Consider the following 24,429-nt stretch of genomic DNA (forward strand, 5'->3'; position numbering starts at 1 on the left):
GTGGCTTTATTGTCCATGATTGTGCGTAAAATGACGCAAAACAAATGGCTGGAGCTCAGCCTTCTGATCGGACTTGTCCTGACAGTCGGCCTGGTCTCCAGTATCCCGACGTATACGGAGGCCATTCTGTCCCGCATGCTGGTAAAGGAGCTGGAAGCCTCGCAGCTGAGCTCTTATCCGGGCACGATGAATATGAAATATACATATATCGGCGTGAACAACGCGGAGCAGCGCATTAAGCAGATGCAGGCGAACGAACAGTTTATGCGGAGCAAAGTGCTTCCGGTCATCCCGGTTGATTTGCTTGAGAAGACCTCGGACCTGTACACGTCCGCGTTTGATCTCAGTCTTGACCAGGCTCCGCCTTCGGGCGAGAAGAAGAAGATATACCGCACGAGCTTGACCAGCGTCAAAGACCTCGAGCAGCATATAAAGCTCATTGACGGACGGATGCCGGCGGATAAGCCGGTTGACGGCGTTTACGAGGTGCTCGTGACGGAAAAGGGCCTGAACACGCTGCGTACCGTACTCGGTACGGTGTTTGTCTTCGAGGATCTCAATAAAAACGAGGTACGCGTAAAGCCGGTTGGCGTCATGACGAAGAAAGAGGACGATGATCTCTTCTTCCTGTCCCCGGATTTGGGCGGATTCACGAGCTCCCTGATCATGAACAGCGACGTGTTGGATAAGGAATTTATCCGGACCCACCGCCTGCTGGTCAATTCGAATGCCTGGCATATCGTACCGAAATATCAGGATTTGGAGCTTCGCAATATTGACGGGTACCTGAAAGCAGCCGAAATTATGAAGGCGCAGGTAAAAGCCAATTACCATTATACGCTGGAAGCGCAGTATGTCGACGTTATCGATCGTTACTTCAAAAGCTCCGATAATTTGCGCATTCTGATGTGGTCGCTCAACGTTCCCGTGCTTGCGATGCTTGGCCTGTACGTCTTTATGGTATCCAACCTGATTACGAATCGGCAGAAAACCGAGATTGCCGTTCTACGCAGCCGCGGGGCTGCCCGCTGGCAGATTATGCTGTCCTATTTGGCCGAATATGCGCTGCTTGGCGCGGTAGCGGTTGCCGCGGGTCCGCCGCTTGGCATGTTCCTGACCAAGGTGCTGGGCTCCTCGAACGGCTTTATGTCCTTCGTTCAGCGCTCCGGCATCCGCGTTCATCTGAACAGCGAGGTTTATTTGTATGCGGCAGCGGCAGCGGTTACCGCTCTGATTGTCATGCTAGTACCGGTTATCTTCGCGACCAAAACCACGATCGTCGGTCATAAGCAGCAGCTGGCCCGCATGCGGCAGACGCCATTCTGGCATAAGCTGTTCCTTGACGTGATTGCCCTTGCCGTGTCTTTGTACGGACTTAAAGTCTTCCACGAGCGAATGAAGACGCTGCAAACGCTTGGCCTCGATAATGAAGCGCTGCATATCGATCCGCTGCAGTTTGCGGTGCCTGCCTTGTTTATTCTGGGCGGAGGAATGCTGCTGCTGCGAATTTACCCTTATTTCTTGCGATTAATCTATTGGATCGGGCGCAAATGGTGGCCGCCTTCGATGTATGCGACGCTGATCCAGGTCGGACGTTCGAGCGCGGGTTACCAGTTCCTGATGGTATTCCTGATGATGACGATCGCCACCGGCATGTTTAGCGCAAGCGCCGCCCGCACCATCAATCATAACGGGGAAGACCGGATCCGTTACGCGAGCGGGGCGGACGTTGTGCTTCAGGCCAATTGGCCAAACGACAAGCCGCCGGAAAATCCGGGAGGAGGGCCTCAGCAGCAACAGGCCGCCATCACGCTGACGAAGCCGGTCATCCACTATTCGGAGCCGCCTTTTGAGCCTTATACCAAGCTTGCCGGCGTCGAAAGCACGGCAAAAGTACTGATTCACGACAATGCATCCTACAGCACCGAGGAAGGCTCAGGCTCCGCCAAGCTGGTCGGAATCGATACGGATGAATTCGGTCAGACGGCCTGGTTCCGCGACGGACTGCTTGATTATCCGTTCTATGATTATTTGAATCTGATGGCCGCAGCGCCCAATGCGGTACTGATCTCGAAAACCTTGGCCGACGAGAACAAACTGAAGGCCGGAGATACGATCTGGGTAGGCTGGGATGGCATTGATATGCAGCCTTTTGTCGTCTATGCGGTGGTGGATTATTTCCCGACCTTTAACCCGAACCCGCGGGACGCCGAAACGCCGGCGCCTAAGCTGATTGTGGGCAGCCGCCTGCAGATTCAGACTTATTTGTCGCTTGAGCCTTACCAGGTGTGGCTGAAGCTGAAGCCGGGCGCCAGCGTAAACGATTTGTACCGGGATATCGAAGAGAAAAAGCTGGGCATCGTTGATATATCCGATATGAAGAGCAAGCTGACCACGGCCAAATCCGATCCGTTCCTGATGGCGGTTAACGGCACTTTAACGCTTGGTTTTATTATCTCGCTTGTCATCAGCTTTGCGGGCTTCCTATTGTACTGGACGCTTGTATTGCGCGGGCGGATGCTGCAAAACGGAATTATGCGTGCCATGGGCTTGTCCCTGCGCCAATTAATCGGCATGCTGACGGTCGAGCAGCTGCTGACGTCCGGGGCCGCGATTGTGATCGGCCTGGTTACGGGCCTTACGGCAAGCCGTCTGTTCGTTCCTCTGTTCCAGAATGCCTTTGACGCGAAGCAGCTGGTACCGCCGTTTAAAGTGATGGTCGATCCGATTGACTCGATCCGGATCTATGTCTTTGTTGGATCTACCATCCTGATCGGCCTTATTATTCTGGGCTATATGCTCTCGCGTCTCAAAATCCATCAGGCGATTAAGCTGGGGGAGGATTAACCGTTGATCCATTGCGAAGGTTTGGTCAAAATCTACAAGGCAAACGAACTGGAAGTATTTGCTCTGCAAGGCCTTGACCTCCATGTGGAGGCCGGGGAGCTGATGGCGATTATCGGCAACAGCGGCAGCGGCAAATCCACGCTTCTGAATATGCTTGGCGGGCTTGACCGCCCGACGGCGGGCAGCCTGATGGTGGACGGCAAGGATTTAATGAAGTTCAAGGAACGGGATTTCGTGAAATACAAGCGGGAAAGCGTAGGCTTCGTCTGGCAAAATAACGCGCGAAACCTGATCCCTTATCTGACCGCGCAGCAAAACGTCGAGCTGCCGATTCTGCTGAACGGCCGCCGCAAGCAGCAGCGGGCGCGCGAGCTGCTGGAAGCGGTGGGATTATCCCACCGGGCCCATCATAAGCTGCAGCAGCTGTCCGGCGGGGAGCAGCAGCGGGTGGCCATTGCCATCGCGCTGGCCAATCATCCGCGGCTGCTGCTTGCCGACGAGCCCACCGGTTCGGTCGATACGAGGATGGCGGCGCAAATTCTTGAGCTGTTCCGTACGCTTAACCGGGAGCTTGGGCTCACGGTCGTTATCGTTACTCACGATCCGGAGCTGGCGCGCAAGGTGGACCGCGTGGTGGCGATCCGGGACGGCAAAATCTCCTCGGAGATGATTCGACGCAAATCTTATATGGAGGAGCTCGCCGAGCTGGAAGAGGACGAGGCGGAGAGCGAATCTCATGTCGAGTACGCCGTGCTGGACAAAGCAGGCCGCCTCCAAGTGCCGCATGGCTATTTGGAGGCGGCCGGATTCAAAGATCACCGCAAGGCGCGGGTCCAGCTGGAGAACGGGAGAATTATGCTGTCTCCGCCGGAGGAGGGTTAAAGAAAGGGGATGCGGATTTCCACGCAGGTCCCTTCCCCGGGCTTGCTGCTATACTGGATCGTTCCTTTATGATGCTGGATAATTTGCTGACTGATCATAAGGCCGAGGCCGTTGCCCTCGGCCTTTCGCGTGAAGAAAGGCTCGCCCAGCCGCGCAAGATCCTCCTCGGGGATGCCAACTCCCTGATCCTCGATCCGAATTAGAATGCTCTGCTCCGATTCCTTCGCAAGCTCCAGCGTCAGCTCGCCTCCGCCTGGCATAGCTTCCATGCCGTTCTTCATCACATTCACAAGCACCTGCTTAAGCTGGTTGGATTCGCATCGAAGAGGCGGAATGCCGGGCTCCAGACGAGTGATCATCCGGACGTTATGGATATTGGCCTCGGAGTCCAGCAGGACGACAATATCGTTCATAATCGCATACAGATCAGCTTCCTGATAACGGTCGGCTTGCGGCTTCGCGAATACGAGAAACTCGCTCACGATGAGATTAATCCGGTCTAGCTCGGATAGCATAATATTCAAGTAAGACTTGTCCAGCCTGCTGTCCTTCTGCATCAGCTGAACGAAGCCGCGCAGAGTGGTAAGGGGATTGCGGACTTCATGGGCGACGCCCGCCGCAAGCTGCCCGACAACCGACAGCTTCTCCGATCGGCGCATGATCTCCTCCGTCCGTTTGCGCTCGGCAATATCCCTCGCAATGGATGCGTAAGCAACGAAATATCCCCGTTCGTCCCTAATACCGGACAACGTAATGCTCACTTCAACCGGCAGCCCGTCCTTGCGATACAGAACGGTCTCGTAGTCGGTTACTTGCCCGCCGTTCAGAATCGTTTTCCCCTTCTCGCTAAGCTCGTCCAAAGTCTCGGGCTTAAACATGGGCAGCTTCTGTCCGACAGCCTCTGCCAGCGTCCAGCCGAACATGGTCTCGAAGGCGTTATTGGCGTCAAGGGTTCTGCCCTCAAGATCGACGACATGAATGGCGTCGGAGGTGTTATTGACGAAGGATTCCAGGTACTGCTTTGTATGGAGCAGCTCCTTGGCCGCGGCGGTGAGCTGCGCTTGGTAGCTGTGCAGATTATAGCTCATGGAGTTAACCTGCGACGCTAGCGCTCCGAACTCGTTATTGCTGTCGATCACAATCTGTTCGCCAAAGTTGCCCCGCGAGATATCGTGGACCCGCTGCATAATCATCTCCAGCGTCCGGATCATAAATCCGGCAATAAGGGAGCTGCAGGCAATGGCGGCGCCAATCAGGCCAAGCGAGATCAGAATCTGGATAAGAAGCTGATGATACAAAGGCTGCTTGATGGCGGCATAATTGATATTTACGACAATGACGGATTTGCTTGTCCCTGACATCGGAATAAAGCTCTTCAGAACCTTATGGCCATGAATCTTTGTTTTGGTTGTAACAATGCTTCCGGTCTGGTCGGCTTTCATCAGATTGGTATAGTCATGGACATCGATGTAGTTGTACCGGCCGAATATCATGCTCTGGGTATCCAGCTTGTAGTACGGCGGTGCCTTCTCCTTCAAGTTAACCATTTGGGGATCTTTATAATAAGCCGGGCTGAATCCGGAAATTTCGAGAATAGAAGGGTTATCCGCGATAATTTGCTGGGCAATGGCATCGCTGCTCTTCAGGTTCTCCAGATTGAAAAAGGCCCCGGCATGAACAATGGGATTAATCAGGTAGTTGGTTTTGTCATTATAATAAAAGCCTAATTTGTTGACGTCATTCAGATCGGAAGGAATGATTGTAATCGGCGGAGACCAGAAATGGTTCAGCTTTTGTCCCTGGGGGATGATGACCTGGCGCATTTCGAACAGCTGGCTGAATGCGGTATACCAGTAGCCCAAAGCTTTGGAGCTTGCCCCGATCGCCTTGGCATTGGAGGACTTCTGAGCGGTTATGTCGTCTCCGTCCTTCGCCCAGAGCGTAATATAATCCACGCCCAGCTCTTGGCTTAGCCTGACGAGCTGCCCGTTGCTGATATTGTTGATATCGGGATCCAGCTTGCTTTGCGCGGAAATAGAGGCGAGCCGAAGCTTCTCGCCGACCGAATCCTCGATCAGCTGCTTTGATCTTTGCGCGGAATCAAGGGTTTCGCCAATCTGCTTGGCTATGCTCACCATTTGCTGCTCGGCGTCTTTTTGCAGTTGGGAAGAGGTAGAGAAATAGTAAATCGATAAGTTCAGGCTTAGGATGACAATGACGGTAAGCGATATGAACCAGGCCAGCTTGGTCTTGATAGACAAACGGTATTCCTCCTGAAGGTGCACAGCAATAGGATTATTTTACATATGGAATCTAGTATATCGCAGATGGGAGAACAGGGACATAGCGGATTGTGTCGAAATGTTCGATTAATTGCTAAACAAAAAAAGAGCATCCTTCAACCTGAGGCTGCTCTTTCTGTTTTGAAGCAAAATACGGATTAATGCTCTTTGCGGCGCATAACCAGGGCAGCCGCCCCTACAATGATCAGCGCGATAGCGAGGAACGGACGCACAACCTCTACTTGATTGAGGAATGTTCCAAGCGAGAACACGGCGAAGAACAACAGTCCAAGCACGAGCAGGATGTTGATCGGAATCAGCAGCCATTTGTTGCGGTTGCCGAACCAGTAGAACTCGAAGAGGCCGGCTGCAACCGCGATGATAAAGCCGGGCCACATGTACTCCCAGTTATTGAAGAGCATGGCGATCTGCGACGTCACGCCGGACACCAGCAGGATACCGCCCGGGATCAGGACGCCGATCCCTTTTCTCCCCGTCATGGAGAAATACAGCCAGTGGAAGAACAACCCGAGCGGGATTACGAACAAGCTTGGCCAGAAGTAGCCAAACAGGTTTCCCGGTCCGAAATGCATTCCCTTATTCAACAGTAAGTACGCTCCGAGAAGAATAAATACAGGGCCAAGAATGGTCCTTTTATTCATTGCGCTCATCTCCTTTAGGTACAGCATATCATGCGGGTATTTGGAATTCCTCATTCTTTAGGTCACAAATGAAACCCGACTAAAGTCCAGTCCTGTAAAAAATTCGTCGCTTTAGTCATAATCTCACAGATTGCGACATTTTACACCTCTTGTGGGATTCTATGAAAGCGCTACAATTAAGATATAAAGAAACAGGAGGTGATTACGATGAGCCATGAAGAAGAAGTCGTTCAAGCAGCAGCTGAAGAAGCTGTTGAAGAATCCGCTGAAGAGGTTGTAGCGGCTGCCGAAGAAGAGGCGGTTGAAGCAGCTGAAGAAGAAGCGGCAGTAGCCGAAGAAGAGGCTGCTGTTTCGGAAGAAGAAGAGACTGATGCTGAAGAAGCATCCGATGACGAAGCAGAAGAACAATGATTACGGTCATTTTATAAAATATAACGGTTTTCAATAACCCCCTCCGGACCCGGAGGGGGTTATTTTCGCTTGCCTAAGGGATATAGTATTTGCATGTAAGCTTGTCGCTTTGGTATGCTCATTATTGAACACCATATAAGGGAGAAGCACACATGATTATTATTAAGACGGAAGCGGAAATCAACCGCATGCATGAAGCCGGCAAAATTTTGGCCGAAATCCATAGACAAATCGCGAAGTTAATCGCACCGGGCATTACGACCCACGAGATTGATCAATTCGCCGAGAAGCTGATGAAGCAGTACGGAGCGACTCCGGAGCAGAAGGGCTACAAAGGCTATCAGTACGCAACCTGCGCATCGGTCAACGATGTCATCTGCCACGGCTTTCCGAAGAAGGAGAAGCTGAAGGACGGCGACATCGTAACGATCGATATGGTCGTTAACCTGAACGGCTGGCTGGCAGACTCGGCATGGTCCTATCCGGTAGGCAATGTCTCCGAAGAAGCGGACCGTTTGCTGCGCGTGACCAAAGAGTCCCTTTATAAAGGGATCGAGAAAGCCGTTGCCGGCAACCGGATCGGGGACGTGTCCCACGCGATCCAGGCTTATGCCGAAGCGGAAGGCTTCTCGGTTGTCCGCGATTTCATCGGTCATGGCATTGGCCAAGAGATGCACGAGGATCCGCAGGTGCCGCATTACGGCCCGCCAAACAAAGGTCCGCGCATTAAGGAAGGGATGGTCTTCACCATTGAGCCGATGCTGAACGTGGGCACCTACCAAATGAAGATCGACGCGGACGGCTGGACGGCGCGCACAAGAGACGGCAAGCTGTCCGCCCAGTACGAGCATACGATTGCCATTACGGCGAACGGTCCGGTTATTCTGACCGAGCAATAAAAATAAGCCGCGAATTTGGGGATATAGGTTGAATGGCTAACGCCTTCAGCCGGTATCCTCTTTTTTGCGTTTATTTTACATCTGTTCATGACCCCTCTTGAACGAAAGAAAACCTTACATAATTAGTAATAAAATTACAAAATAATTGCGTGACAATTCAGATTACTTCCCCTAAAATGAGGAAAATGATGCCACGGTCATCCTGTTATTGCATCTCTGTGCAAGATGAGCATCGACAAATAGGGATAGATAGGGAGGATTTTGTTTTGGTGAAGTTAAGAATACCAACATGGAAACGGGCACTCTCGGTTGTTGTGGCAGCGGGCTTAACGGTGATTCCGTTTTCCGCAATTGCGTCTGCTGCGAATAGCGGGACTACGGTTCAATTGCGGATTATGGAGACGACGGACCTGCACGTCAATATCGTGAACTATGATTATTTCGCGGACAAGCCTACCGACGAGTACGGCTTTGCCAAGACGGCAACCTTGATCAAGAAGGCCCGGGGGGAAGCTGTGAACAGTCTCCTGTTCGATAACGGGGACTTGATTCAAGGCAACCCGCTTGGCGATTATGTAGCCACGGTCGATCCTCTGCAGCAGGGAGAAACTCATCCGGTCTACAAGGCCCTTAACCTGCTGGACTATGATGCGGGGAACATCGGGAACCATGAGTTCAACTATGGGCTTGATTTCCTGAAGACGTCGCTTGGAGGAGCGGACTTTCCTTACGTAAATGCGAATGTTTATATTGATGACGTCGATAAAGACGAGTCCAACGACAAGAACTATTTTACCCCTTATCTTATACTCGACAAAGAAGTGAAGGACGATACCGGCGCCGTTCATAAGCTGAAGGTTGGCGTTATTGGTTTTGTGCCGCCCCAGATTGTGCAGTGGGATAAAGCCAAGCTTGAAGGCAAGGTCATCACGAAGGATATCGTGAAGACCGCCGAGAAGTTCGTGCCGGAGATGAAAGCCAAGGGGGCCGATATTATTATCGCGATTCCGCATTCCGGCTTTGAAGATATTCCGCAGACGGAGCAGATGGAAAATTCGGTGCTCTACCTTAGCAAAGTGAAGGATATAAACGCGATCCTGTTCGGCCATGCGCACAAGGTATTCCCGGACAAGTCGTTTGAAGGCAAGACGGGCGTTGACCTGGCAAAAGGGACGATTAACGGGGTGCCTGCTGTAGAACCGGGCTTTTGGGGCAATAATCTTGGCATTATCGATCTGACGCTGCAGCTGGCGGACGGCAAATGGACCGTTGCGGATTCCAAAACGTCGGTAAAGCCGATCTTCGACGCGGTGAACAAAAAACCGCTGGTTGACGCGGACCAGGAGGTGCTGGACGCGGTAGCCGAGGATCATCAGCATACGCTCGATTATGTGCGCGGGCCGGTAGGAGCAACGACGGCTCCAATCAACAGCTTTTTCGCCCTTGTGCAGGATGATCCTTCCATTCAGATTGTGACCAATGCGCAGAAATGGTACGTGGAGAAGCAGCTTCAGGGTACCGATTACGAAGGATATCCGGTCTTGTCGGCGGGTGCGCCCTTTAAGGCGGGCGGACGCCAGGGTCCCGCTTATTACACCAACATCCCCGCGGGCAGCATTGCGATTAAGAACGTAGCGGACCTGTATCTGTACTCCAACACGGTCAATGCCGTGCTTGTAACCGGAGCAGAGCTGAAGGAATGGCTCGAATGGTCGGCAGGCCAGTTCAATACGATTGACCCGGCTTCGACGGAGAAGCAGGAGCTGGTCAACAATGACTTCCCTACGTATAACTTTGATGTTATCGACGGGGTGACTTACCAGATCGACGTCTCGAAGCCCGCAAAATATAAAGCCGACGGTACGGTATCGAATGCGGATTCCAGCCGGATTCTAAACTTGAAATACGGGGGAAAACCTATCGAGCCCGCGAAAAAATTCGTAGTGGCAACGAACAACTACCGCGCCTCTTCCAGCAAATTCGCGAATCCGGACGGTAAACGGATTATACTGGCTTCGCCGGACGAGAACCGCCAGGTCATTATTGACTACATCCGCTCGTTCAAGACCATTAACCCGGCCGCGGACGGCAATTGGTCGCTTGCTCCGATCAATGGCAAGGTAAATGTAGCCTATAAAACCTCGCCCGACGCTAAAGCCGCGGCGGAAGCGGTCAAATCGCTTTCTTACGTGGGCCCAACGGCAGACGGTTATGCGGAATTCAAGCTGAGCTTTGCAGCACCGGCAACGACGGTGCCCGAGGCGCCAACGAAGCCCGATCCGAAGCCGCCTGCGAAGCCTGAACCGCCTGCGAAGCCGGAGCCAAAGCCCGATCCGAAGCCCGAGACTCCGGCCGATATCGTCTACACCGTGAAGAAGGGCGATACGTTATGGGCGATTGCCCGCGAATACGGCACAACCTGGCAGCAGCTTGCGAAATACAATAAGCTGAAAAATCCGAATCGGATTTACGTTGGCCAAAAGCTGCTTATACCGGCAAGCAAATAAGAGGTGAAATTCAAGATGGCTCCCGGATATGTCCGGGAGTCATCTTTCATCATTTTTGCTTAAAAGGAGCGGTTATGATGCATTCTTGATCAGCTTAAGGCGGAGCAGGACCGGCAGCATAAACCGAATTGCGCCCATGACGATAAGATATCTAACGATGGGCTGTTTTTGGTATTGTCCATATGTCCAGGTTGCGTTAGTCTGTAGAAAGAAGCAGGTACAGCATGCCGCAGGCTGCGGCAGAAATGGAGAACCAGGGCAATGACAGGCAGAAGCAGCGCCGGACGGCGCAACGTAGGCATCTTCGCGCATGTGGATGCGGGGAAAACAACAACGACCGAGCATATGCTGTTCGTCAGCGGACGGACGCGCGCGCTTGGCAGCGTGGATGCGGGGACGGCATTAACGGATTGGCTGGATGTGGAGAAGGAGCGTGGCATCTCGGTAAGGGCGGCAACGACATCCTTCGTATGGCGGGATACAACGATTAATCTTGTGGATACGCCGGGGCATGTCGACTTCCTGTCGGAGGTCGAGCGTTCGCTGCGGGTGATGGACGGCGCCGTGCTGATCGTATCCGCGGTGGAAGGCGTGCAGGCGCAGACGGAGATGATCTGGAGCGCGCTGCGCAAGCTGGGTATTCCAACGATCCTATATATCAATAAAATGGACCGGATCGGCGCTGACCGGGAAGCGGCATTGCGGGATATCCGCAGCTATCTGACGCCGGATATCATAGAGGTGCAGCATCCGATCGGAAGCGAGCAGCAATTTGCCGGTTCCGCGGATTTATGGGGAGCGGATGCCGACGAGGAAGCGAGGACCGCACTGGTGGAAGCGGTTGCGGAACGGGATGAGGAGCTGCTGCTGCGGTATATAAGCGGCGAAGCCGGGGATTGGAAAAGCCATGCTTCGGGGATGACGAAGCGTGCGGAGCTGTTTCCGGTGTTGTACGGCGCATCGGGCAGAGGAATTGGCGTAACCGAGCTGATGGATGCCATCATCGATTATTTGCCCGAGCCGGGCGGGAATCGGGAAGCGCCGCTGTCGGGTATCGTGTTCAAGATTGAACGCGATAAGACGATGGGGCGCATGGCGTTTGTCCGGCTGTACGAAGGGACGATGCGCAACCGGGATGTGATCCGGAATTATTCGCAAAATATCGAGGAGAAGGTCACGCAAATCCGCAAGGTGGAGGGCAGCCGATCGGAGGACCTAGGCTTGCTGGAGGCAGGCGATATCGCGGCCGTATGCGGCATGTCGCATGTACGGATCGGCGATATTATCGGCGATCCGGGTGCCGTTCCGGAGGAGGTGCGGCTTGCGGTGCCGCTGCTTACGGTACAGGCGCATTGGGCCGATCAGCAGCAGTATCCGGCTGTCGTGGCGGCGCTTCAAGAGCTGTCGGACGAGGATCCGCTGCTGGACGTGCAGTGGCTGCAGGAGGAACGGGAGCTGCACGTGAAGGTCATGGGGCCGATTCAGCTGGAGATTCTGACAAGCGTGCTGGAGAACCGGTATGGTCTGCAGGCGAGCTTTGGCCAGCCGTCGGTCATCTACAAGGAGACGCCAAGCCGGCCTGGCGAAGGCTATATCGCGTATTTGATGCCGAAGCCTTGCTGGGCCATTCTCCGGTTCCGCATTGAACCCGGCGAGCGCGGAAGCGGGCTGCATTACGAAGCGTTTGTCCGTTCGGAGGACTTGCTTCCGCAATATCAGAACGAGGTGGCAAGACGCGTGCCGGAAGCGCTGCAGCAAGGGCTGAAGGGCTGGGAGGTCGTTGACCTGAAGGTTACGCTGATCGAAGGGCAGCACCATGTGTGGCATACGCATCCGCTTGATTTTGTCGTGGCGACGCCGATGGCTATTATGAACGGGCTGGATTCGGTCGGCACAAAGCTGCTCGAGCCGGTGCTCCAATTCCGTATCGTTGTCCCGGAGGAAAACGGCGGCCGCGTCATGAATGATATTGTCCTCATGCGGGGGACTTTCGAGGCGCCGACGCTGCAGGGCGACCGGCTTCTTATCGAGGGGCGCGTGCCGGCGGCAACGTCGCTTGAATACTCGATGGAGCTGAACTCGCTGACGAAAGGGCGCGGCACGATGGCGACCTTCTTCGCCGGCTACGAGGAATGCCCGCCGGATGTAACGGCGGAACGGACGCGCCGCGGCGTTAATCCGCTGGACCAATCCAAATATATATTAAGCGTCCGCAAGGCGCTGCAAGGATAATAGAAGCTGGCCGCTTTCCGGTACAAGGGGAGCGGCCGGCTTCTTTTCAGTAGACATAGCAGACAAGCAGGTAAGTCGCAGCCGAGAGCAGCACGGTAGCGGCTGCCATCGCGGCAAGCGGGCGCAGCGCTTTGTCCTTCAGGGCGCGCAAATCCACGTTCAGGCCAAGACCAACCATAGCCATCGCAAGCAGGAAGGACGGGGCTTTCAGCAGCTGGTCGGCTGCATGGGCCGGCAGCTCAAGCGGCGTGCCGGGCGTCAGGCTTCCGAAGAGACTCATGGCCGCAAAGCCAAGCAGGAACCACGGGAAGGCAATGGCTGTTCCCGTTCCCGGATCGTTATTTCCCTTATTCCTGCGCTTCATGACCAGCATCAGTATAAAGCTGACCGGTACGAGCAGCAGCACCCGGCTCAGCTTCGCGAGCAGACCGGCGTTCACGGCGTCCTGGCCTGCCGCGGCGGCAGCCAAAGGGACATGGGCGATCTCATGGAGCGTAAGACCGCTCCATATCCCGTATTGCCCGGCGGTAAGAGGAAGCAGCGGCTGAAGCACGGTATAGCCGATAGCGGCGGCCGTACCGATCAAGGCGATCAGACCGGCGCTGACCGCGGTGTCTTCGTCCCGGGCTTTCACAATGGGGGATACGGCAGCGATTGCCGCCGCTCCGCATATGCCGGTGCCGACGCCAAGGAGCAGGGACAGCGGGGCATCGGCCTTCAGAAGACGGGCGATGCCAAGGGTCATCCCTACGGCAAGAATGATCGTAACGGCGCCCTGCAGCAGGAGGGCCGGGCCTTGATGGAGAAGCAGGCTGATGTTCAGCCGCAAACCGCATAATACGATAGCGAGCCGCAAGAGGTGCTTGGAAGCGAATTGGATACCCTCGCGAAGCCGCTCCGGATAGCCGATGAACTGGCGCGTAATAATAGTGCCCGTCAGCGCCAGGGCCATCTGCCCGATGCGGTCAAGTCCCGGAAGTCGGGCCAGCTCGTAAGCGGCCGTGGCAATAGCGGCCGTCAGCAGAAGTCCGAGCAGCCAGTTAAACGGCTGAAGGAAACGTTTATTTTTTGGCGTAAAGGTATAATGGGTTATCGTACGCATCTGTCGTCACCTCGACGTTTGTTGGTGGTTGATGAGTTAAGTTTAACCGGACCTTTACGATAAGAAAAATAAATAGTTATAATCGTTATAATAATGAATTGCTTATGATGGAGGTGGTTGGTATCGTGGATCAGTCTTTACTTGTGTTTATGACCGTTGCCGACATGCGGAATTTCACGCGCGCGGCAGAGGCGCTGCATATGACCCAGCCGGCAGTGAGCCAGCATATTCAAGCGCTGGAGAACAACATCGGAACCAAGCTGCTCGACCGCAGCAACAAGCATGTCCGGCTCAGCAAGGCAGGGGAGATTGTATACAGGCATGGCAAGGAAATAGAAGGGTTGTATGCGCGCATGCAGCGGCTCGTGGATGATCTGATGCATAACGCAAGCGGCTTGCTGTCCATTGGCGCCAGCTATACGTTTGGGGAATACGTACTGCCGCATGCCATTGCTTATTTGCAGGCGCACTATCCGCTCATTAAGCCGACCATTACAATCGGCAACACGAAGGAGATCAGCTCGCTTGTTGCCGGAGGGCAGCTGGATATCGGCATTGTGGAAGGCGAGCTGGAGCATGAGAAGCTGTATGCCGAGTCTTTCGCCAAGGACCGGATGTACGTGGTGACGGCTTCCTCCCATCCATTCGGCACGGCTGACGATATTGAGGCCTTAAAGCTGCAGCAGGAGACCTGGATCGTCAGAGAAGAGGGCTCGGGGACGCGGGAAGTGACCGAGCGGATGTTCCTTGAGCAGGGGCTGAATCCGGAGAATCGCATGGTATTCGGCAGCACGCAGATTATTAAAGAGTCCGTCGAAGCGGGCCTGGGCATCTCGTTATTGTCCCATTGGGCGGTCCGCAAAGAAATTGCGCTTGGCACCGTCAGCACGCTTACCGTTGGCGGCAGGCCGGTGGAACGGGATTTCTCGCTGTTGACCGGATTGCACCGTCAGCATACGAAAGCGGCGGAGGTGTTTATCGGGATATTGCGGGAGCGGAAGGGCTGGCCGGAGCAGGTTGAATGATAAAAAAGACTGTTCCCCATCGTCAAAAAACGATAGGGAACAGCCCATGCATGCTTACCCGTTTCCGATTGCCGATGGAGCATTATGCTTCGGTTTTCGGTTATTGGCCTTCAGCTTCAGCCGCTTTTTTTTGCGCAGCCAGCTTCTGGCGATACTGAAGCGCGGGAAGGCCGCCCCAGCCCCAGTTATCGGTATCGACTTCTTCAATAACGACGAAAGTCGATTCGAGCGGCTTATTTAAGACGTTGAGCAGCAATTCGCTGACACCTTTGATAAGGGCAGCCTTCTCTTCCGCGGTAACCGAATCGCGGCCAGGCGTTGTGCCCTCCCGCGTGACTTGAATGTTTACGATTGGCATATAGAGTTCCTCCGCTTTTTTTAGTCGTTATTCTTGTCCAAGCCGGCTTTTACTGCTGCTGAAAGACGTTGATCAGATCGGCAGGCGATTGCAGTCCGGACAGGGCATGCTTCTCGTTAATGACGTAAAAGGGAACGCCTCGTATACCAAGCCTCCGCGCATCGCGCTGTCCTTCTTCTACCTTCTCGAGACCTTCTCCCTTGAGAAGGCGGGCTTTAAGAGCCACGCGATCATCCATAATCCCGCTGGCCTGAGCTATATCCGCAAGCGTGTCCACATCGCCGATATCCAACCCTTGTTCAAAATAAGCCGTATACAGGTTCACGATCAAATTCGACTGCTGATGCTCCGGCGTAATCGCGATCAATTGATGCGACAATTCCGAATTTGGCGTAATTTTAACGAGATCCATATTGTAATTCAGATCGAAAAGAGCGCCGGTTTGGTTATACTGCTTCATTCTTGCTTCGAATTGCGCTTCTCCGCCCAAACGGCCGATCATCACCTTCCGGTAGTCCTCGCCTTCCTTGCGGATGCCGGGGTTCAACTGGTACGCATGGTAGCGAACGGTGGCGTTTATACCTTCCGGAAGCTCCTTAAGCGCGGTTATCAGGCTAGCATCCCCCATTCGGCACCAGGGACATACCGTATCCATATAAACGTCGATCGTTACGTTTTTCATTTGGTCACCGCCAGCGGTTTAACCGTTCTAAGATGCTCCACGTAGGCTTTGCTGCTTTGAGCAAGGCGTTCAGGCGTTACGTCGGAAGTGTCGTTAACCGCGAAGTGCGGCAGGTAGACGGCGCTGATGAAACGCGCGCTTGCATGAAGCGGAGCCAGGATCTGCTCCAGCGTAAAGCCGTTGGAACCGGTTGGCTGATACGATTCCGCCGTGCCGTAAGTCGAAATCGCAGCTCCGATTTCTTTGCCTCTTGTCGCGGTAGCTTCCGGACCGTAAGCCCAATTGTACTGCAGCACGGAATCGTACCATTCTTTAAGAAGCGGCGGCGTGCTATACCAGTAGAGCGGGTATTGGAAAATGATGCGGTCATGCGCTTCAACCAGCTGCTGCTCGCGTTTAACGTCGATGTTCCGGTCCGGATATTCTTTGTACAGTTCATGGACCGTGATGTCGCCGTGTCTCCGCAGCTCCTCGACCCATGCTTTGTTCCAGTTGGATGCTTCCAAGTTAGGATGCGCTACGATTACGAGTGTTTTCATTTGTTTTTCTCTCCATTCATTGTTGGTTTAAATTTTATCTATCTACTAAAAGGTAGATTTAGTGCTGAAAAAATATCCGCTTCGCCTGTTAAGTTAAAGCGGATACGACTCCATCGGCAATGATCGTAAACCGGTTGACATCCCGAAAGGTTCTTGCCAGCAGCTGAGCCCCTTGAAGCGAGGCCAAAATCATATGAGCCTGCCAGCTTGCTTCACCTTCAAAACGCAATTCCCCTTCACGGCGGCCTTCTTCCAGGACACGCTCCACCCACGCCAAGTTGGAGGTAAAGAAATCTGCCAGCTTTGTCCCAACCTTCTCCGACAGGGTAGCCAGATCCGAAGAAAGCATCACGCTCAGGCAGGTGCAATAGCTATCGACCGGAATGCTGAAAATATTGACGTATTTGCGTATCTTGTCCAGATTGTTCTGCGTATCGGCGTCAATCTGAGCAACGGTAGCCAGGAAACCCTTGTGATACCGTGTAATCAACGCTTCCCCTAGATCCTCCTTATTCGGAAAATGGTAATGGATGCTTGCTGTGCGGATACCGACCTTCTCAGCAATGTGCGCGTAGCTGAAGCCGTTAAATCCGACTTCCTGCACAAGCGCTTGGGCGGTATCAAGGATCAAGTCAGCCGTGTTTTTGTTACTGTTCATGTATGCATTCTACCTTTCAGTAGGTATAAAAGTCAATATCCTGTTTCATCCAAAAAATTGAAGGCTCTCTAATGCTGCCGAGCGAGCCGTTTGCCTAAGGCAAACGGTATAACGCAAACGGCTCGCCATTACGGAATGAGCTGCTTAAAGTATCCAGCTCGTCCAGCGCGGCCTCATCTAGAGGAAGCTCAACGCTGCCCAGATTATGCTCCAACTGCTCCGTGCTGGTAGCGCCAACGATAACGGTGGAGACGGCAGGCTGCTTCATCAGCCAAGCCAGGGACAGGACGCTTGCGGAACAGCCAAGCTTATCCGCCAGCTCGCTGACCCGGCTTCCCAGCGCAAGATTGCTCTCGCCGAAGAAACGGGTAAAGCCCGGATTGGTCGCAGCGCGCGAGCCGGCGGGAGCTTCTTCGCCGGCGCGGTATTTGCCGGTCAGGATTCCGCCGGCCAGCGGGAAGTAAGGAATAATGCCTACGCCTTGATCGAGGCACAGGGGAACAAGCTCGCGCTCCGGCGTCCGGTCAGCCAGCGAGTAGCTTGTCTGGGTGGAGACGAACCGGTTCAGGCCAAGACGGTCGCTAAGTCCAAGCGCCTTCATCAGCTCCCAAGCGGCGTAGTTGGAGGCGCCGATATACCGGACTTTGCCGGACCGGATCATATCCTCGAGCGCCCGCAAAGTCTCTTCGAGAGGGGTCTCCGGATCAAAAGTATGGATCTGATACAAATCAACGTAATCGGTCTTGAGCCGCTTCAGGCTATCCTCCAGCTCCAGCATCAGATGGTAGCGGGAGGAGCCCTTCGCATTAGGCCCTTCGCCTCTGACGAGCCCGGCCTTGGTTGCCAGGACAACCTCATGGCGTTTGCCTGCAAGCGCGGCGCCGATGATGGATTCCGAAGCCGTTGCCGAGTAAATATTAGCCGTGTCGATAAAGTTGATGCCGCTGTCGATGGCCGCGTGCAAAATACGAGCCGACGCGGCCTCGTCTGCCCGCGAGCCAAAGGAGTTTGTTCCGAGGCCTAGCGCGGATACCTTCAGTCCGCTTCCTCCCAGCCGATTGTATCGCATCTTTAAGGTCATCCCCTTTTCATGGATCAGATATAATGTTGCAGTTAGTATAGCAAAATGTGGGCATTGCAAGCTATATGCGAATCAAGCTTGTCGTGCTATATTTGACATAAAAGTAAAGCGCTTACTTATACTAAATTAAGGGGATTTTAAGCTGTATCGATTATAGTAGCACTATAGAGCAACATTTTGTCCGAAGGGGATGGGGAAAATGACGCGTCTGCCAGTTACCTACTCGATTATCGTGCCGGTCTGCAATGACGAGGAATCGCTGTTTGGCGCCTATAAGCGCCTGAAGCAAATCATGAAGCCTACCGCCGCCAGCTACGAATTTATTTTTGTCGATAATTACAGCACAGACCGGTCGGCTGATATGCTGCGCGTCTTTTGCGCGGCGGATATCCGCGTAAGAGCGATCTATTTGTCGGCCCGCTGCGGCCATGCCGCCGCGATTGCGGCGGGCATTGACCATGCGGCAGGCTCGGGAATCGCCGTTATGGAAGTGAAGCCGGTAGACCGAAAAGCAGACATGGCCGAGCTGGCAAGCCCGCATCCGGCTTATGCGATCCGGTCGATGGAAGGCTTTGCGCATTCCCCGCTGTGGGATGCCATTCCGGCTGGCTGAAGGCTACAGCCAGGCATTCAGCTGCTGCCGCAGCTTCTCCGAGACCGGAGTAAGCGGCAGGCGAATATGATCCGAGGCGATGATGCCTTGCCTTGCAAGAAGATATTTTAACGGAGCGGGATTGGGCTCCTGGAACAATAGACGGATCAAGGGAAGCAGAGCTCCGAAGGACTGCCTGCTTGCTTCAAGCTGACCTTTCATGAGCTGTTCGTATACCTCCGCAAATGCCGTTGTCCGGACGCTGGCGGATGCGAGCATGCCGCCGGCTGCGCCGCAGCACAGCATGGCGTGGAAATAGATATCTTCTCCGCATAACACCGGCTTGTGATCACCGCTGCTTGCAAGCTCGATCATCAGCTCGATTCCGCCGGAGCTGTCTTTGATCCCGATGACGCCGTCCAGGTCCAGAATGGCACGGACCGTATCCGGAGCAAGGCGTATTCCGGTACGCGAAGGAATCTCGTAAGCAACAATCGGCAGGCCCGTGCTTGCTGCCTGTCTGTAGTGCTCGATGATGCCCTCCTGGGAAGGACGGCTGTAATAAGGCACCACAACAAGCGCCGCATCCGCGCCAAGCTCGCCGGCAAAAGCGGTTTTCCGCACGGTGGAAGCCGTGTCGTTTGTTCCCGTCCCCACGATGACCGGACGGTTCATAGGTCCGCATACCAAGCGTGCGGCTGCCGTGAGAGCCGCCATTTCCTCCAGCGTTACCGTTGGGGCTTCCCCCGTTGTTCCGTTTACCACTATGCCGTTCACGCCATCCTCAAGCAGTTGCTTCACATAGGATTCGAATGAACGAATATCCACTTCCCCGCCAGCCCCCATAGGGGTTACCACAGGTACGTAAATGCCTTTCAGCTCATTTTCCGTTAGCATCTCCAGCGCCTCCCGTTTGTAATTATAAATTCTGTCTTTACTGTAGCACGGTTGAAGTATTACAGTTATCTATAATGATTCATGTCTATCATCAATAATATTAATATTTATGCAAATGCGGAGGTGGGAGCATGGAGCTGGTTTATTTGCAGACCTTTTGCGCGGTAGCGAGAAGGCGGAGTATTACGCGCGCCGCGGAAGAGCTTGGTTACGCGCAGTCCAGCGTAACGATTCAGATTCAGAAGCTGGAGAAAGAATACGGAGCGCCGCTGCTGGAGCGGTTCGGCAGGCAGATGCGCCTGACGCCGCCCGGCGAGAAGCTGTTTGCGCTGGCCGTTCAGATGCTGGAGCTGTACGAGCAGTCGAAGGAAACGGTAGCGGGTTATGCGGGAGGTACGCTTGTGATCGGCGCTATCGATTCGCTGGCGGCTTATTATCTGCCTCCTTATCTGCAGAAGCTGCGCCAGCTGTTTCCCGAGCTGACCATCCAGCTTCAGCCGGACCGCGAATCGCAGATCGTCAGCAAAGTGAAGGACGGCGAATACGATATCGGGCTGCTGCTCGACGCTAAGCCGGCCGATGCGTCGCTGGAATGCCGGCCGCTGCGGGAAGAGCCACTGGTGCTGGCGGCGCCGGCAGGTCATCCGCTTGACGGCCGTCCGCGGATCGAGCTGCAGGATTTGAGCGGCATGGAGCTCATCATGTCGGAGGAAAGCTGCGTATACCGGGGCATGTTCGAGAAGGTGCTGCGGGAGAGCGGGATCGCCTTTACCGCCTTGTTCGAGCTTGGCAATCCGGAGGCGGTGAAGCAATGCGTCGTCAACGGCCTAGGCCTCGCGCTGCTGCCCCGCATGGTTGTCGCGGAAGATATCCGGCAGGGACGAATAACGGCTCTTCCGTTTACCCATCCGCAAATCCGCTTTGACCTGCAGTATATGGTTCATCCCCGCAAATGGATGTCCCAGCCGCTTGAAGCTTTTATTGCTCTGCTCAGCGAAGGGGAAGACAATAACTAAAAGAACGCGAGGCGTCTCCTTCACTGGAGAAGCCTCGCGTCTTGTGTTTGTTTCTTATTCCGGGTGATTATGAGTAGCCGTGCCTACCGTATACAGCGATGTGATGCCTTCGTACATCAAATGCATCGTCATGCCTGCCGCCGCATGGGCGAGATTATGGCAGTGGTCCATCCACAGGCCCGGATTATCGGCAACAAAGGCGACTTCGTAGACCTCTCCCGGAGCCGCATCAAGCGTATCGGTCCACCAGGGGCTGCCGTCTACGGCCTCGCCGTTTCGCGACAGGACGAGCATATGATGGCCGTGAAGATGCATGGGATGCTCAACGGCACCCCGGTTAATAATCGTTGTTTTCACAAGCTCGCCTTCGCGAACCATAAACATCGGCGTATCCGGGAACACTTTGCCGTTAATCGTATAGTTGAGCGCAAGCTTGCCGTTAAAGAACCCGAGCTGGTTATCCAGCACCATGGTGAACTCCCGGTCGAAATGGCTGCTTGCGTCAAAAGGCGTTGCAGCCGGCGTCCCGTAATGGGTCGGGTCAAAGACCGTCAGGTTAGCTGCATGCTTTGGCAAATCGCCTTGCCCGTCCGGACTCATCACGATGCCCAGCTTGCCGCCTAACCCCACGTTTAAGGTTACCGGCGTGTCCGGCATGACGAAGGTCACGTCGTACCGGCCGCCCGTAATCAAATCCAGCCCGACATTTTTCAGCTGCTGCGGTTCATGAAGCTCCGTTCCGTCAATGGCCGCTACTTTAAAAGAGGCTCCAAGCAGCGCGTAAGATTGCCTGACCCAATCATCCGTGTTGATCAGGCGAAGACGTACCGGAGTTCCCGGCGCAATCTTCATCCGCTGGATGCCTTCGTGATCTCCGATGGCAACGCCAAGGTGATCCCAGATATGAGTCATCACCGTGATATCCTTCGTACCGGGCGGCATTCCATCCTCCGGTTCTACCACGAGCGGGCCAAACAGTCCTTTTTGCACGGCTTCCTGCGAATCCTGATGGGAATGGTACCAGAAGGTGCCGACCTGATTGGCGACGAACCGGTACGTATGGGTCTCGCCGGGCATGACGGCATTTTGCGTTGCTCCGGCTACGCCGTCCTCCGCATTCGGGACGTCAAGGCCATGCCAGTGCAGCGTTACGCCTTCCTCGATGTCCTTGTTGATCAGCTTGACTTCGACCAGCTGCCCCTTCTTGAAGCGCAGCTCCGGCCCGGGCGTTTGACCGTTGTAGGTCCAGGCCTCTACCGTGCGTCCTGAAGCCAGTTTAACGGTCTTCTTCTCGGCGGTCAGCGTAAACGATACATCGGCTTTTCCTTCCGCCGGACCGGTCAGGCTGTCGACGGAGACTTCCTTTACGGGCTTAGCCGATGCGGTAACCGCGCCGCTATGATGGTTATGGGCAAGCATCGTACCCGTTCCGTTATCCATCGGCCCTTCCGTCATGGAGATCGTCTCCGGCAGCTTGCTGGCCGTAAGTCCGCCATAAAACGGAATGCTCCCTAATGCCAGGACAATAGCCAATACAGTCAGCCGGCGCAGGAATCGAATCAAGGGCCGGTTAACCGGCTTTGTTCCGTTCAAGCTGACTCTCGAGCTTCGGTTAAGATGGGTAAGCCATAGGACCATGCCCGCGATAAGGAGCAGCACCAGCGGGATAGTGCCGTTCATAACGTCGAACGGAATCGTGGTCGTAAACGTCCAATACATGCCGGTTAAGGAACCAAGCGCCACGAATTGATAAGGCGCCACAAGCACCGGCTGCGAAGCCCGGCTCAGCAGTCTCACGTCAAGGGGCGAGTCGGTCTTGCGCATGGTCGCCTGCCGGATGCGGCGAAGGCGGGGCAGAGCGCCAAGCCAGATCATCAGCATGGGAACAATAAGGACAGGCGGAATGAGCAGGCGGTCCCGCCAGAAGACGGAATCCGTAGCCGCCATAAGCCAGATAATGCCTGCAAGAACGCCCGCGCAGGAGATGGACAGGAAGACAGCCCAAGTCGTTAATTTACGTGCTTTTCGGTTCAAATTCGCTTCTGTCCCGCTGAATAACAGGGCGGATGCCTTGTTACCGGCAATCCAGGCGAGCAGCAGGGTAAGAAGTAGGAAGCCCCTTGCAACGCTGATAGCTGCAAAATACATACAATCGATTCCTCCGTCCCGGACGTTGCCGCGGAAAATTGTGCATCGGATTCCAAGAAGCCAAGGAAGCTATCCTGTCCGCGATGTGATAATATAGTCATAGTTCATTGTAGCGCGGGCGGACACCCGTCTTAACCGTCCTGAGAATGGACTCGAACTAGACTTTGGGCCGGGAGAAGAAACGTTTCCGGCTGTTAGCCGTATGTGAATATACAAATCTTTAGCTCATGCTTACGAGGCAAGAATTGCACGAAAAGGTTGAAGTACAACCATTTGAATATACAATTCTTTAGCTCATGCTTACGAGGCAAGAATTGCACGAAAAGGTTGAAGTACAACCATTTGAATATACAATTCTTTAGCTCATGCTTACGAGGTAAGAATTGCACGAAATGGTTGAAGCACAACCATTTGAATATACAATTCTTTTAAGGAGGTGAATGCATTGTTAGAGCTGCAGGATTTAATCCCGTATTTTTTCTCGATCAGTATTTTATGCTCGATGGCTTATCTGGCTTATTTTGCCCATCAGAGCGTTGACGCGGAGTTTAATACCTTGCTGAAGCGGGTCGTATGGGAGCCGATTGTTCCGATCGTCGTCGTCATCAGCAGGCTGGAGAGGATCCAGCATTGGCTGGCCCGAAGGATAAAGCGCAAAGAAGCGCCGGATGGTGAATTAGCGGATTGTTGCCCTTCGTTTGTGGAGATTACCGAGCACGCACACAAACGAGGAGGCTATTATGAGCACAAACAATGCATTCACCGCTTTTACTAAAAAATACAGAATTTTCGCAGCCATCGCGATCCTGGTGATCGTCAGCGGCTGCGGCGCCAAGGGAACGATTGATTCGGACACGCCGGGCTTTTTCAACCACTATGTCGTATTTCCGTTCTCGTATCTGATTCAGCACATCGCCTCTTTCTTTGGCGACAGCTACGGCATGGCCGTTATCGTCATGACGCTGCTCGTGCGGATCGTTCTGTTGCCTCTGATGCTGCGGCAGTATAAAGGCCAGCAGGGCATGAAGCAGAAGATGAGCGTCATTCAGCCGGAGCTGAACAAGCTGAAAGAGAAGTACAAAGAGAAGACGCCCGAGAACCAGGCCAAGCTGCAAAAAGAAACGATGGAGCTCTACAGCAAGCATCAGTTTAACCCGATGGCGATTGGCTGTCTGCCCATGCTGATTCAAATGCCGATCCTGACCGGCCTTTATTATGCGATCAAGATGACGCCGGAGCTTGCCCAGCACTCGTTCCTGTGGTTCCAGCTTGGCACGCCGGATCATATTCTGCCGTTCCTGGCCGCGGCGATTTATTACGTGCAGTTCCGCGTATCGCAGATTGGCGTGGACTCCGCCCAGCAGAAGCAAATGGCGATGCTTGGCTTGCTCTCGCCGGTCATGATGGGGATTTTCTCCTTCAGCGCTCCGGCTGCGGTTCCGCTGTATTGGGTTGTCGGGGGAACGTTTATGATCATCCAGACCCTTGTATCGAAGAAGCTTTACCCGACGCTGCCTGCGGCGGGAGCTAACGAAACGCCAGCGGTTTCTGCAAAATAATGCTTCGCGTGAAATAAAGAGAAAGGACGCATAACCTGTATGTGCAGGCG

Annotated in this window: 21 protein-coding genes; 11 read left to right on the forward strand and 10 right to left on the reverse strand. The window is 54.2% G+C overall.

Annotated elements, in window-relative coordinates; translation table 11 throughout:
* Positions 1-2,847: an ABC transporter permease gene (locus tag EV294_RS16345; protein WP_132308592.1), complete on the forward strand. Its 2,847-nt coding sequence runs from the start codon at positions 1-3 to the stop codon at positions 2,845-2,847.
* Between the two features lie 3 nt (positions 2,848-2,850).
* Positions 2,851-3,729, forward strand: a complete 879-nt coding sequence (locus EV294_RS16350; protein ID WP_132308594.1) for an ABC transporter ATP-binding protein — start codon at positions 2,851-2,853, stop codon at positions 3,727-3,729.
* Here EV294_RS16350 and EV294_RS16355 read toward each other — a convergent pair.
* Together EV294_RS16355 and EV294_RS16360 are read right to left on the reverse strand one after the other, a co-directional pair.
* Complete coding sequence (locus EV294_RS16355; RefSeq protein WP_132308596.1) at positions 3,726-5,990, reverse strand: ATP-binding protein; 2,265 nt, start codon at positions 5,988-5,990, stop codon at positions 3,726-3,728. The two genes, EV294_RS16350 and EV294_RS16355, sit on opposite strands and share 4 nt — an antisense overlap.
* A 179-nt stretch (positions 5,991-6,169) precedes the next feature.
* Positions 6,170-6,673, reverse strand: a complete 504-nt coding sequence (locus tag EV294_RS16360; RefSeq protein ID WP_132308598.1) for a hypothetical protein — start codon at positions 6,671-6,673, stop codon at positions 6,170-6,172.
* A gap of 207 nt (positions 6,674-6,880) precedes the next feature.
* Between EV294_RS16360 and EV294_RS16365 the strand changes: the two genes are divergently transcribed.
* The 4 genes from EV294_RS16365 to EV294_RS16380 all read left to right on the forward strand — a co-directional run bounded on the left by EV294_RS16365 (position 6,881) and on the right by EV294_RS16380 (position 12,722).
* On the forward strand, positions 6,881-7,084 hold the full coding sequence (locus EV294_RS16365; protein WP_132308600.1) for a hypothetical protein: 204 nt from the start codon (positions 6,881-6,883) through the stop codon (positions 7,082-7,084).
* Between the two features lie 152 nt (positions 7,085-7,236).
* Positions 7,237-7,983 carry a type I methionyl aminopeptidase gene (map, locus tag EV294_RS16370; RefSeq protein WP_127496170.1) on the forward strand — a complete coding sequence of 249 codons (747 nt, stop codon included), beginning with the start codon at positions 7,237-7,239 and terminating at the stop codon, positions 7,981-7,983.
* Positions 7,984-8,252: 269 nt separating this feature from the next.
* Positions 8,253-10,490, forward strand: coding sequence for a bifunctional 2',3'-cyclic-nucleotide 2'-phosphodiesterase/3'-nucleotidase (locus EV294_RS16375; protein WP_481856078.1), 2,238 nt, complete (start codon positions 8,253-8,255; stop codon positions 10,488-10,490).
* 261 nt (positions 10,491-10,751) lie between these two features.
* On the forward strand, positions 10,752-12,722 hold the full coding sequence (locus EV294_RS16380; protein WP_132308604.1) for a GTP-binding protein: 1,971 nt from the start codon (positions 10,752-10,754) through the stop codon (positions 12,720-12,722).
* A gap of 46 nt (positions 12,723-12,768) precedes the next feature.
* Here EV294_RS16380 and EV294_RS16385 read toward each other — a convergent pair whose 3' ends face one another.
* Positions 12,769-13,824: a YeiH family protein gene (locus EV294_RS16385; RefSeq protein ID WP_132308606.1), complete on the reverse strand. Its 1,056-nt coding sequence runs from the start codon at positions 13,822-13,824 to the stop codon at positions 12,769-12,771.
* A gap of 125 nt (positions 13,825-13,949) precedes the next feature.
* On the opposite strand from EV294_RS16385, the gene EV294_RS16390 reads away from it, so the two are divergent.
* Positions 13,950-14,849 carry a LysR family transcriptional regulator gene (locus EV294_RS16390; RefSeq protein ID WP_132308608.1) on the forward strand — a complete coding sequence of 300 codons (900 nt, stop codon included), beginning with the start codon at positions 13,950-13,952 and terminating at the stop codon, positions 14,847-14,849.
* 100 nt (positions 14,850-14,949) lie between these two features.
* Here the strand turns inward: EV294_RS16390 and EV294_RS16395 are convergent, their stop codons facing one another.
* The 5 genes from EV294_RS16395 to EV294_RS16415 all read right to left on the reverse strand — a co-directional run bounded on the left by EV294_RS16395 (position 14,950) and on the right by EV294_RS16415 (position 18,155).
* On the reverse strand, positions 14,950-15,207 hold the full coding sequence (locus tag EV294_RS16395; protein ID WP_132308610.1) for a tautomerase family protein: 258 nt from the start codon (positions 15,205-15,207) through the stop codon (positions 14,950-14,952).
* 49 nt (positions 15,208-15,256) lie between these two features.
* Complete coding sequence (locus tag EV294_RS16400) at positions 15,257-15,889, reverse strand: DsbA family oxidoreductase (RefSeq protein WP_132308612.1); 633 nt, start codon at positions 15,887-15,889, stop codon at positions 15,257-15,259.
* Positions 15,886-16,428 (reverse strand): NAD(P)H-dependent oxidoreductase, encoded by a 543-nt coding sequence (locus EV294_RS16405; protein WP_132308614.1) that lies wholly within the window; start codon positions 16,426-16,428, stop codon positions 15,886-15,888. The genes EV294_RS16400 and EV294_RS16405 overlap by 4 nt, the downstream gene beginning before the upstream one ends.
* A gap of 88 nt (positions 16,429-16,516) precedes the next feature.
* Complete coding sequence (locus EV294_RS16410) at positions 16,517-17,086, reverse strand: TetR/AcrR family transcriptional regulator (protein WP_132308616.1); 570 nt, start codon at positions 17,084-17,086, stop codon at positions 16,517-16,519.
* A gap of 94 nt (positions 17,087-17,180) precedes the next feature.
* Positions 17,181-18,155 (reverse strand): aldo/keto reductase, encoded by a 975-nt coding sequence (locus EV294_RS16415; RefSeq protein WP_132308618.1) that lies wholly within the window; start codon positions 18,153-18,155, stop codon positions 17,181-17,183.
* A gap of 211 nt (positions 18,156-18,366) precedes the next feature.
* On the opposite strand from EV294_RS16415, the gene EV294_RS16420 reads away from it, so the two are divergent.
* The gene (locus EV294_RS16420; protein WP_165930700.1) at positions 18,367-18,780 is read left to right on the forward strand and encodes a glycosyltransferase; all 414 of its coding nucleotides are present in this window, start codon (positions 18,367-18,369) and stop codon (positions 18,778-18,780) included.
* Between the two features lie 3 nt (positions 18,781-18,783).
* Here EV294_RS16420 and dapA read toward each other — a convergent pair whose 3' ends face one another.
* Positions 18,784-19,656 carry a 4-hydroxy-tetrahydrodipicolinate synthase gene (gene dapA, locus EV294_RS16425; RefSeq protein ID WP_132308622.1) on the reverse strand — a complete coding sequence of 291 codons (873 nt, stop codon included), beginning with the start codon at positions 19,654-19,656 and terminating at the stop codon, positions 18,784-18,786.
* A gap of 131 nt (positions 19,657-19,787) precedes the next feature.
* Here dapA and EV294_RS16430 point away from each other — a divergent pair, with 131 nt between their 5' ends.
* Complete coding sequence (locus EV294_RS16430; protein ID WP_132308624.1) at positions 19,788-20,672, forward strand: LysR family transcriptional regulator; 885 nt, start codon at positions 19,788-19,790, stop codon at positions 20,670-20,672.
* A 54-nt stretch (positions 20,673-20,726) separates the two neighbouring features.
* On the opposite strand, the gene EV294_RS16435 is transcribed toward EV294_RS16430, so the two are convergent.
* A complete protein-coding gene (locus tag EV294_RS16435; RefSeq protein WP_132308626.1) occupies positions 20,727-22,820 on the reverse strand; it encodes a multicopper oxidase family protein in 2,094 nt (697 codons plus the stop codon).
* A gap of 445 nt (positions 22,821-23,265) precedes the next feature.
* Between EV294_RS16435 and EV294_RS16440 the strand changes: the two genes are divergently transcribed.
* Positions 23,266-23,595, forward strand: coding sequence for a hypothetical protein (locus tag EV294_RS16440; RefSeq protein ID WP_132308628.1), 330 nt, complete (start codon positions 23,266-23,268; stop codon positions 23,593-23,595).
* Complete coding sequence (gene yidC / locus EV294_RS16445; protein WP_132308630.1) at positions 23,561-24,379, forward strand: membrane protein insertase YidC; 819 nt, start codon at positions 23,561-23,563, stop codon at positions 24,377-24,379. The genes EV294_RS16440 and yidC overlap by 35 nt, the downstream gene beginning before the upstream one ends.
* Positions 24,380-24,429 lie beyond the last annotated feature (50 nt).

This window comes from Paenibacillus sp. BK033 (assembly GCF_004345425.1).
In the GTDB taxonomy this organism is placed as follows: domain Bacteria; phylum Bacillota; class Bacilli; order Paenibacillales; family Paenibacillaceae; genus Pristimantibacillus.

What these genes read in the sequence shown, in the direction of transcription:
- EV294_RS16360 (WP_132308598.1), bottom strand. Translation starts at nt 6,673, where the DNA reads ATGAATAAAAGGACCATTCTTGGCCCTGTATTTATTCTTCTCGGAGCG.
- EV294_RS16365 (WP_132308600.1), top strand. Translation starts at nt 6,881, where the DNA reads ATGAGCCATGAAGAAGAAGTCGTTCAAGCAGCAGCTGAAGAAGCTGTT.
- map (WP_127496170.1), top strand. Translation starts at nt 7,237, where the DNA reads ATGATTATTATTAAGACGGAAGCGGAAATCAACCGCATGCATGAAGCC.
- EV294_RS16380 (WP_132308604.1), top strand. Translation starts at nt 10,752, where the DNA reads ATGACAGGCAGAAGCAGCGCCGGACGGCGCAACGTAGGCATCTTCGCG.
- EV294_RS16385 (WP_132308606.1), bottom strand. Translation starts at nt 13,824, where the DNA reads ATGCGTACGATAACCCATTATACCTTTACGCCAAAAAATAAACGTTTC.
- EV294_RS16395 (WP_132308610.1), bottom strand. Translation starts at nt 15,207, where the DNA reads ATGCCAATCGTAAACATTCAAGTCACGCGGGAGGGCACAACGCCTGGC.
- EV294_RS16400 (WP_132308612.1), bottom strand. Translation starts at nt 15,889, where the DNA reads ATGAAAAACGTAACGATCGACGTTTATATGGATACGGTATGTCCCTGG.
- EV294_RS16405 (WP_132308614.1), bottom strand. Translation starts at nt 16,428, where the DNA reads ATGAAAACACTCGTAATCGTAGCGCATCCTAACTTGGAAGCATCCAAC.
- EV294_RS16410 (WP_132308616.1), bottom strand. Translation starts at nt 17,086, where the DNA reads ATGAACAGTAACAAAAACACGGCTGACTTGATCCTTGATACCGCCCAA.
- EV294_RS16415 (WP_132308618.1), bottom strand. Translation starts at nt 18,155, where the DNA reads ATGCGATACAATCGGCTGGGAGGAAGCGGACTGAAGGTATCCGCGCTA.
- EV294_RS16420 (WP_165930700.1), top strand. Translation starts at nt 18,367, where the DNA reads ATGACGCGTCTGCCAGTTACCTACTCGATTATCGTGCCGGTCTGCAAT.
- dapA (WP_132308622.1), bottom strand. Translation starts at nt 19,656, where the DNA reads ATGCTAACGGAAAATGAGCTGAAAGGCATTTACGTACCTGTGGTAACC.
- EV294_RS16430 (WP_132308624.1), top strand. Translation starts at nt 19,788, where the DNA reads ATGGAGCTGGTTTATTTGCAGACCTTTTGCGCGGTAGCGAGAAGGCGG.
- EV294_RS16435 (WP_132308626.1), bottom strand. Translation starts at nt 22,820, where the DNA reads ATGTATTTTGCAGCTATCAGCGTTGCAAGGGGCTTCCTACTTCTTACC.
- yidC (WP_132308630.1), top strand. Translation starts at nt 23,561, where the DNA reads ATGAGCACAAACAATGCATTCACCGCTTTTACTAAAAAATACAGAATT.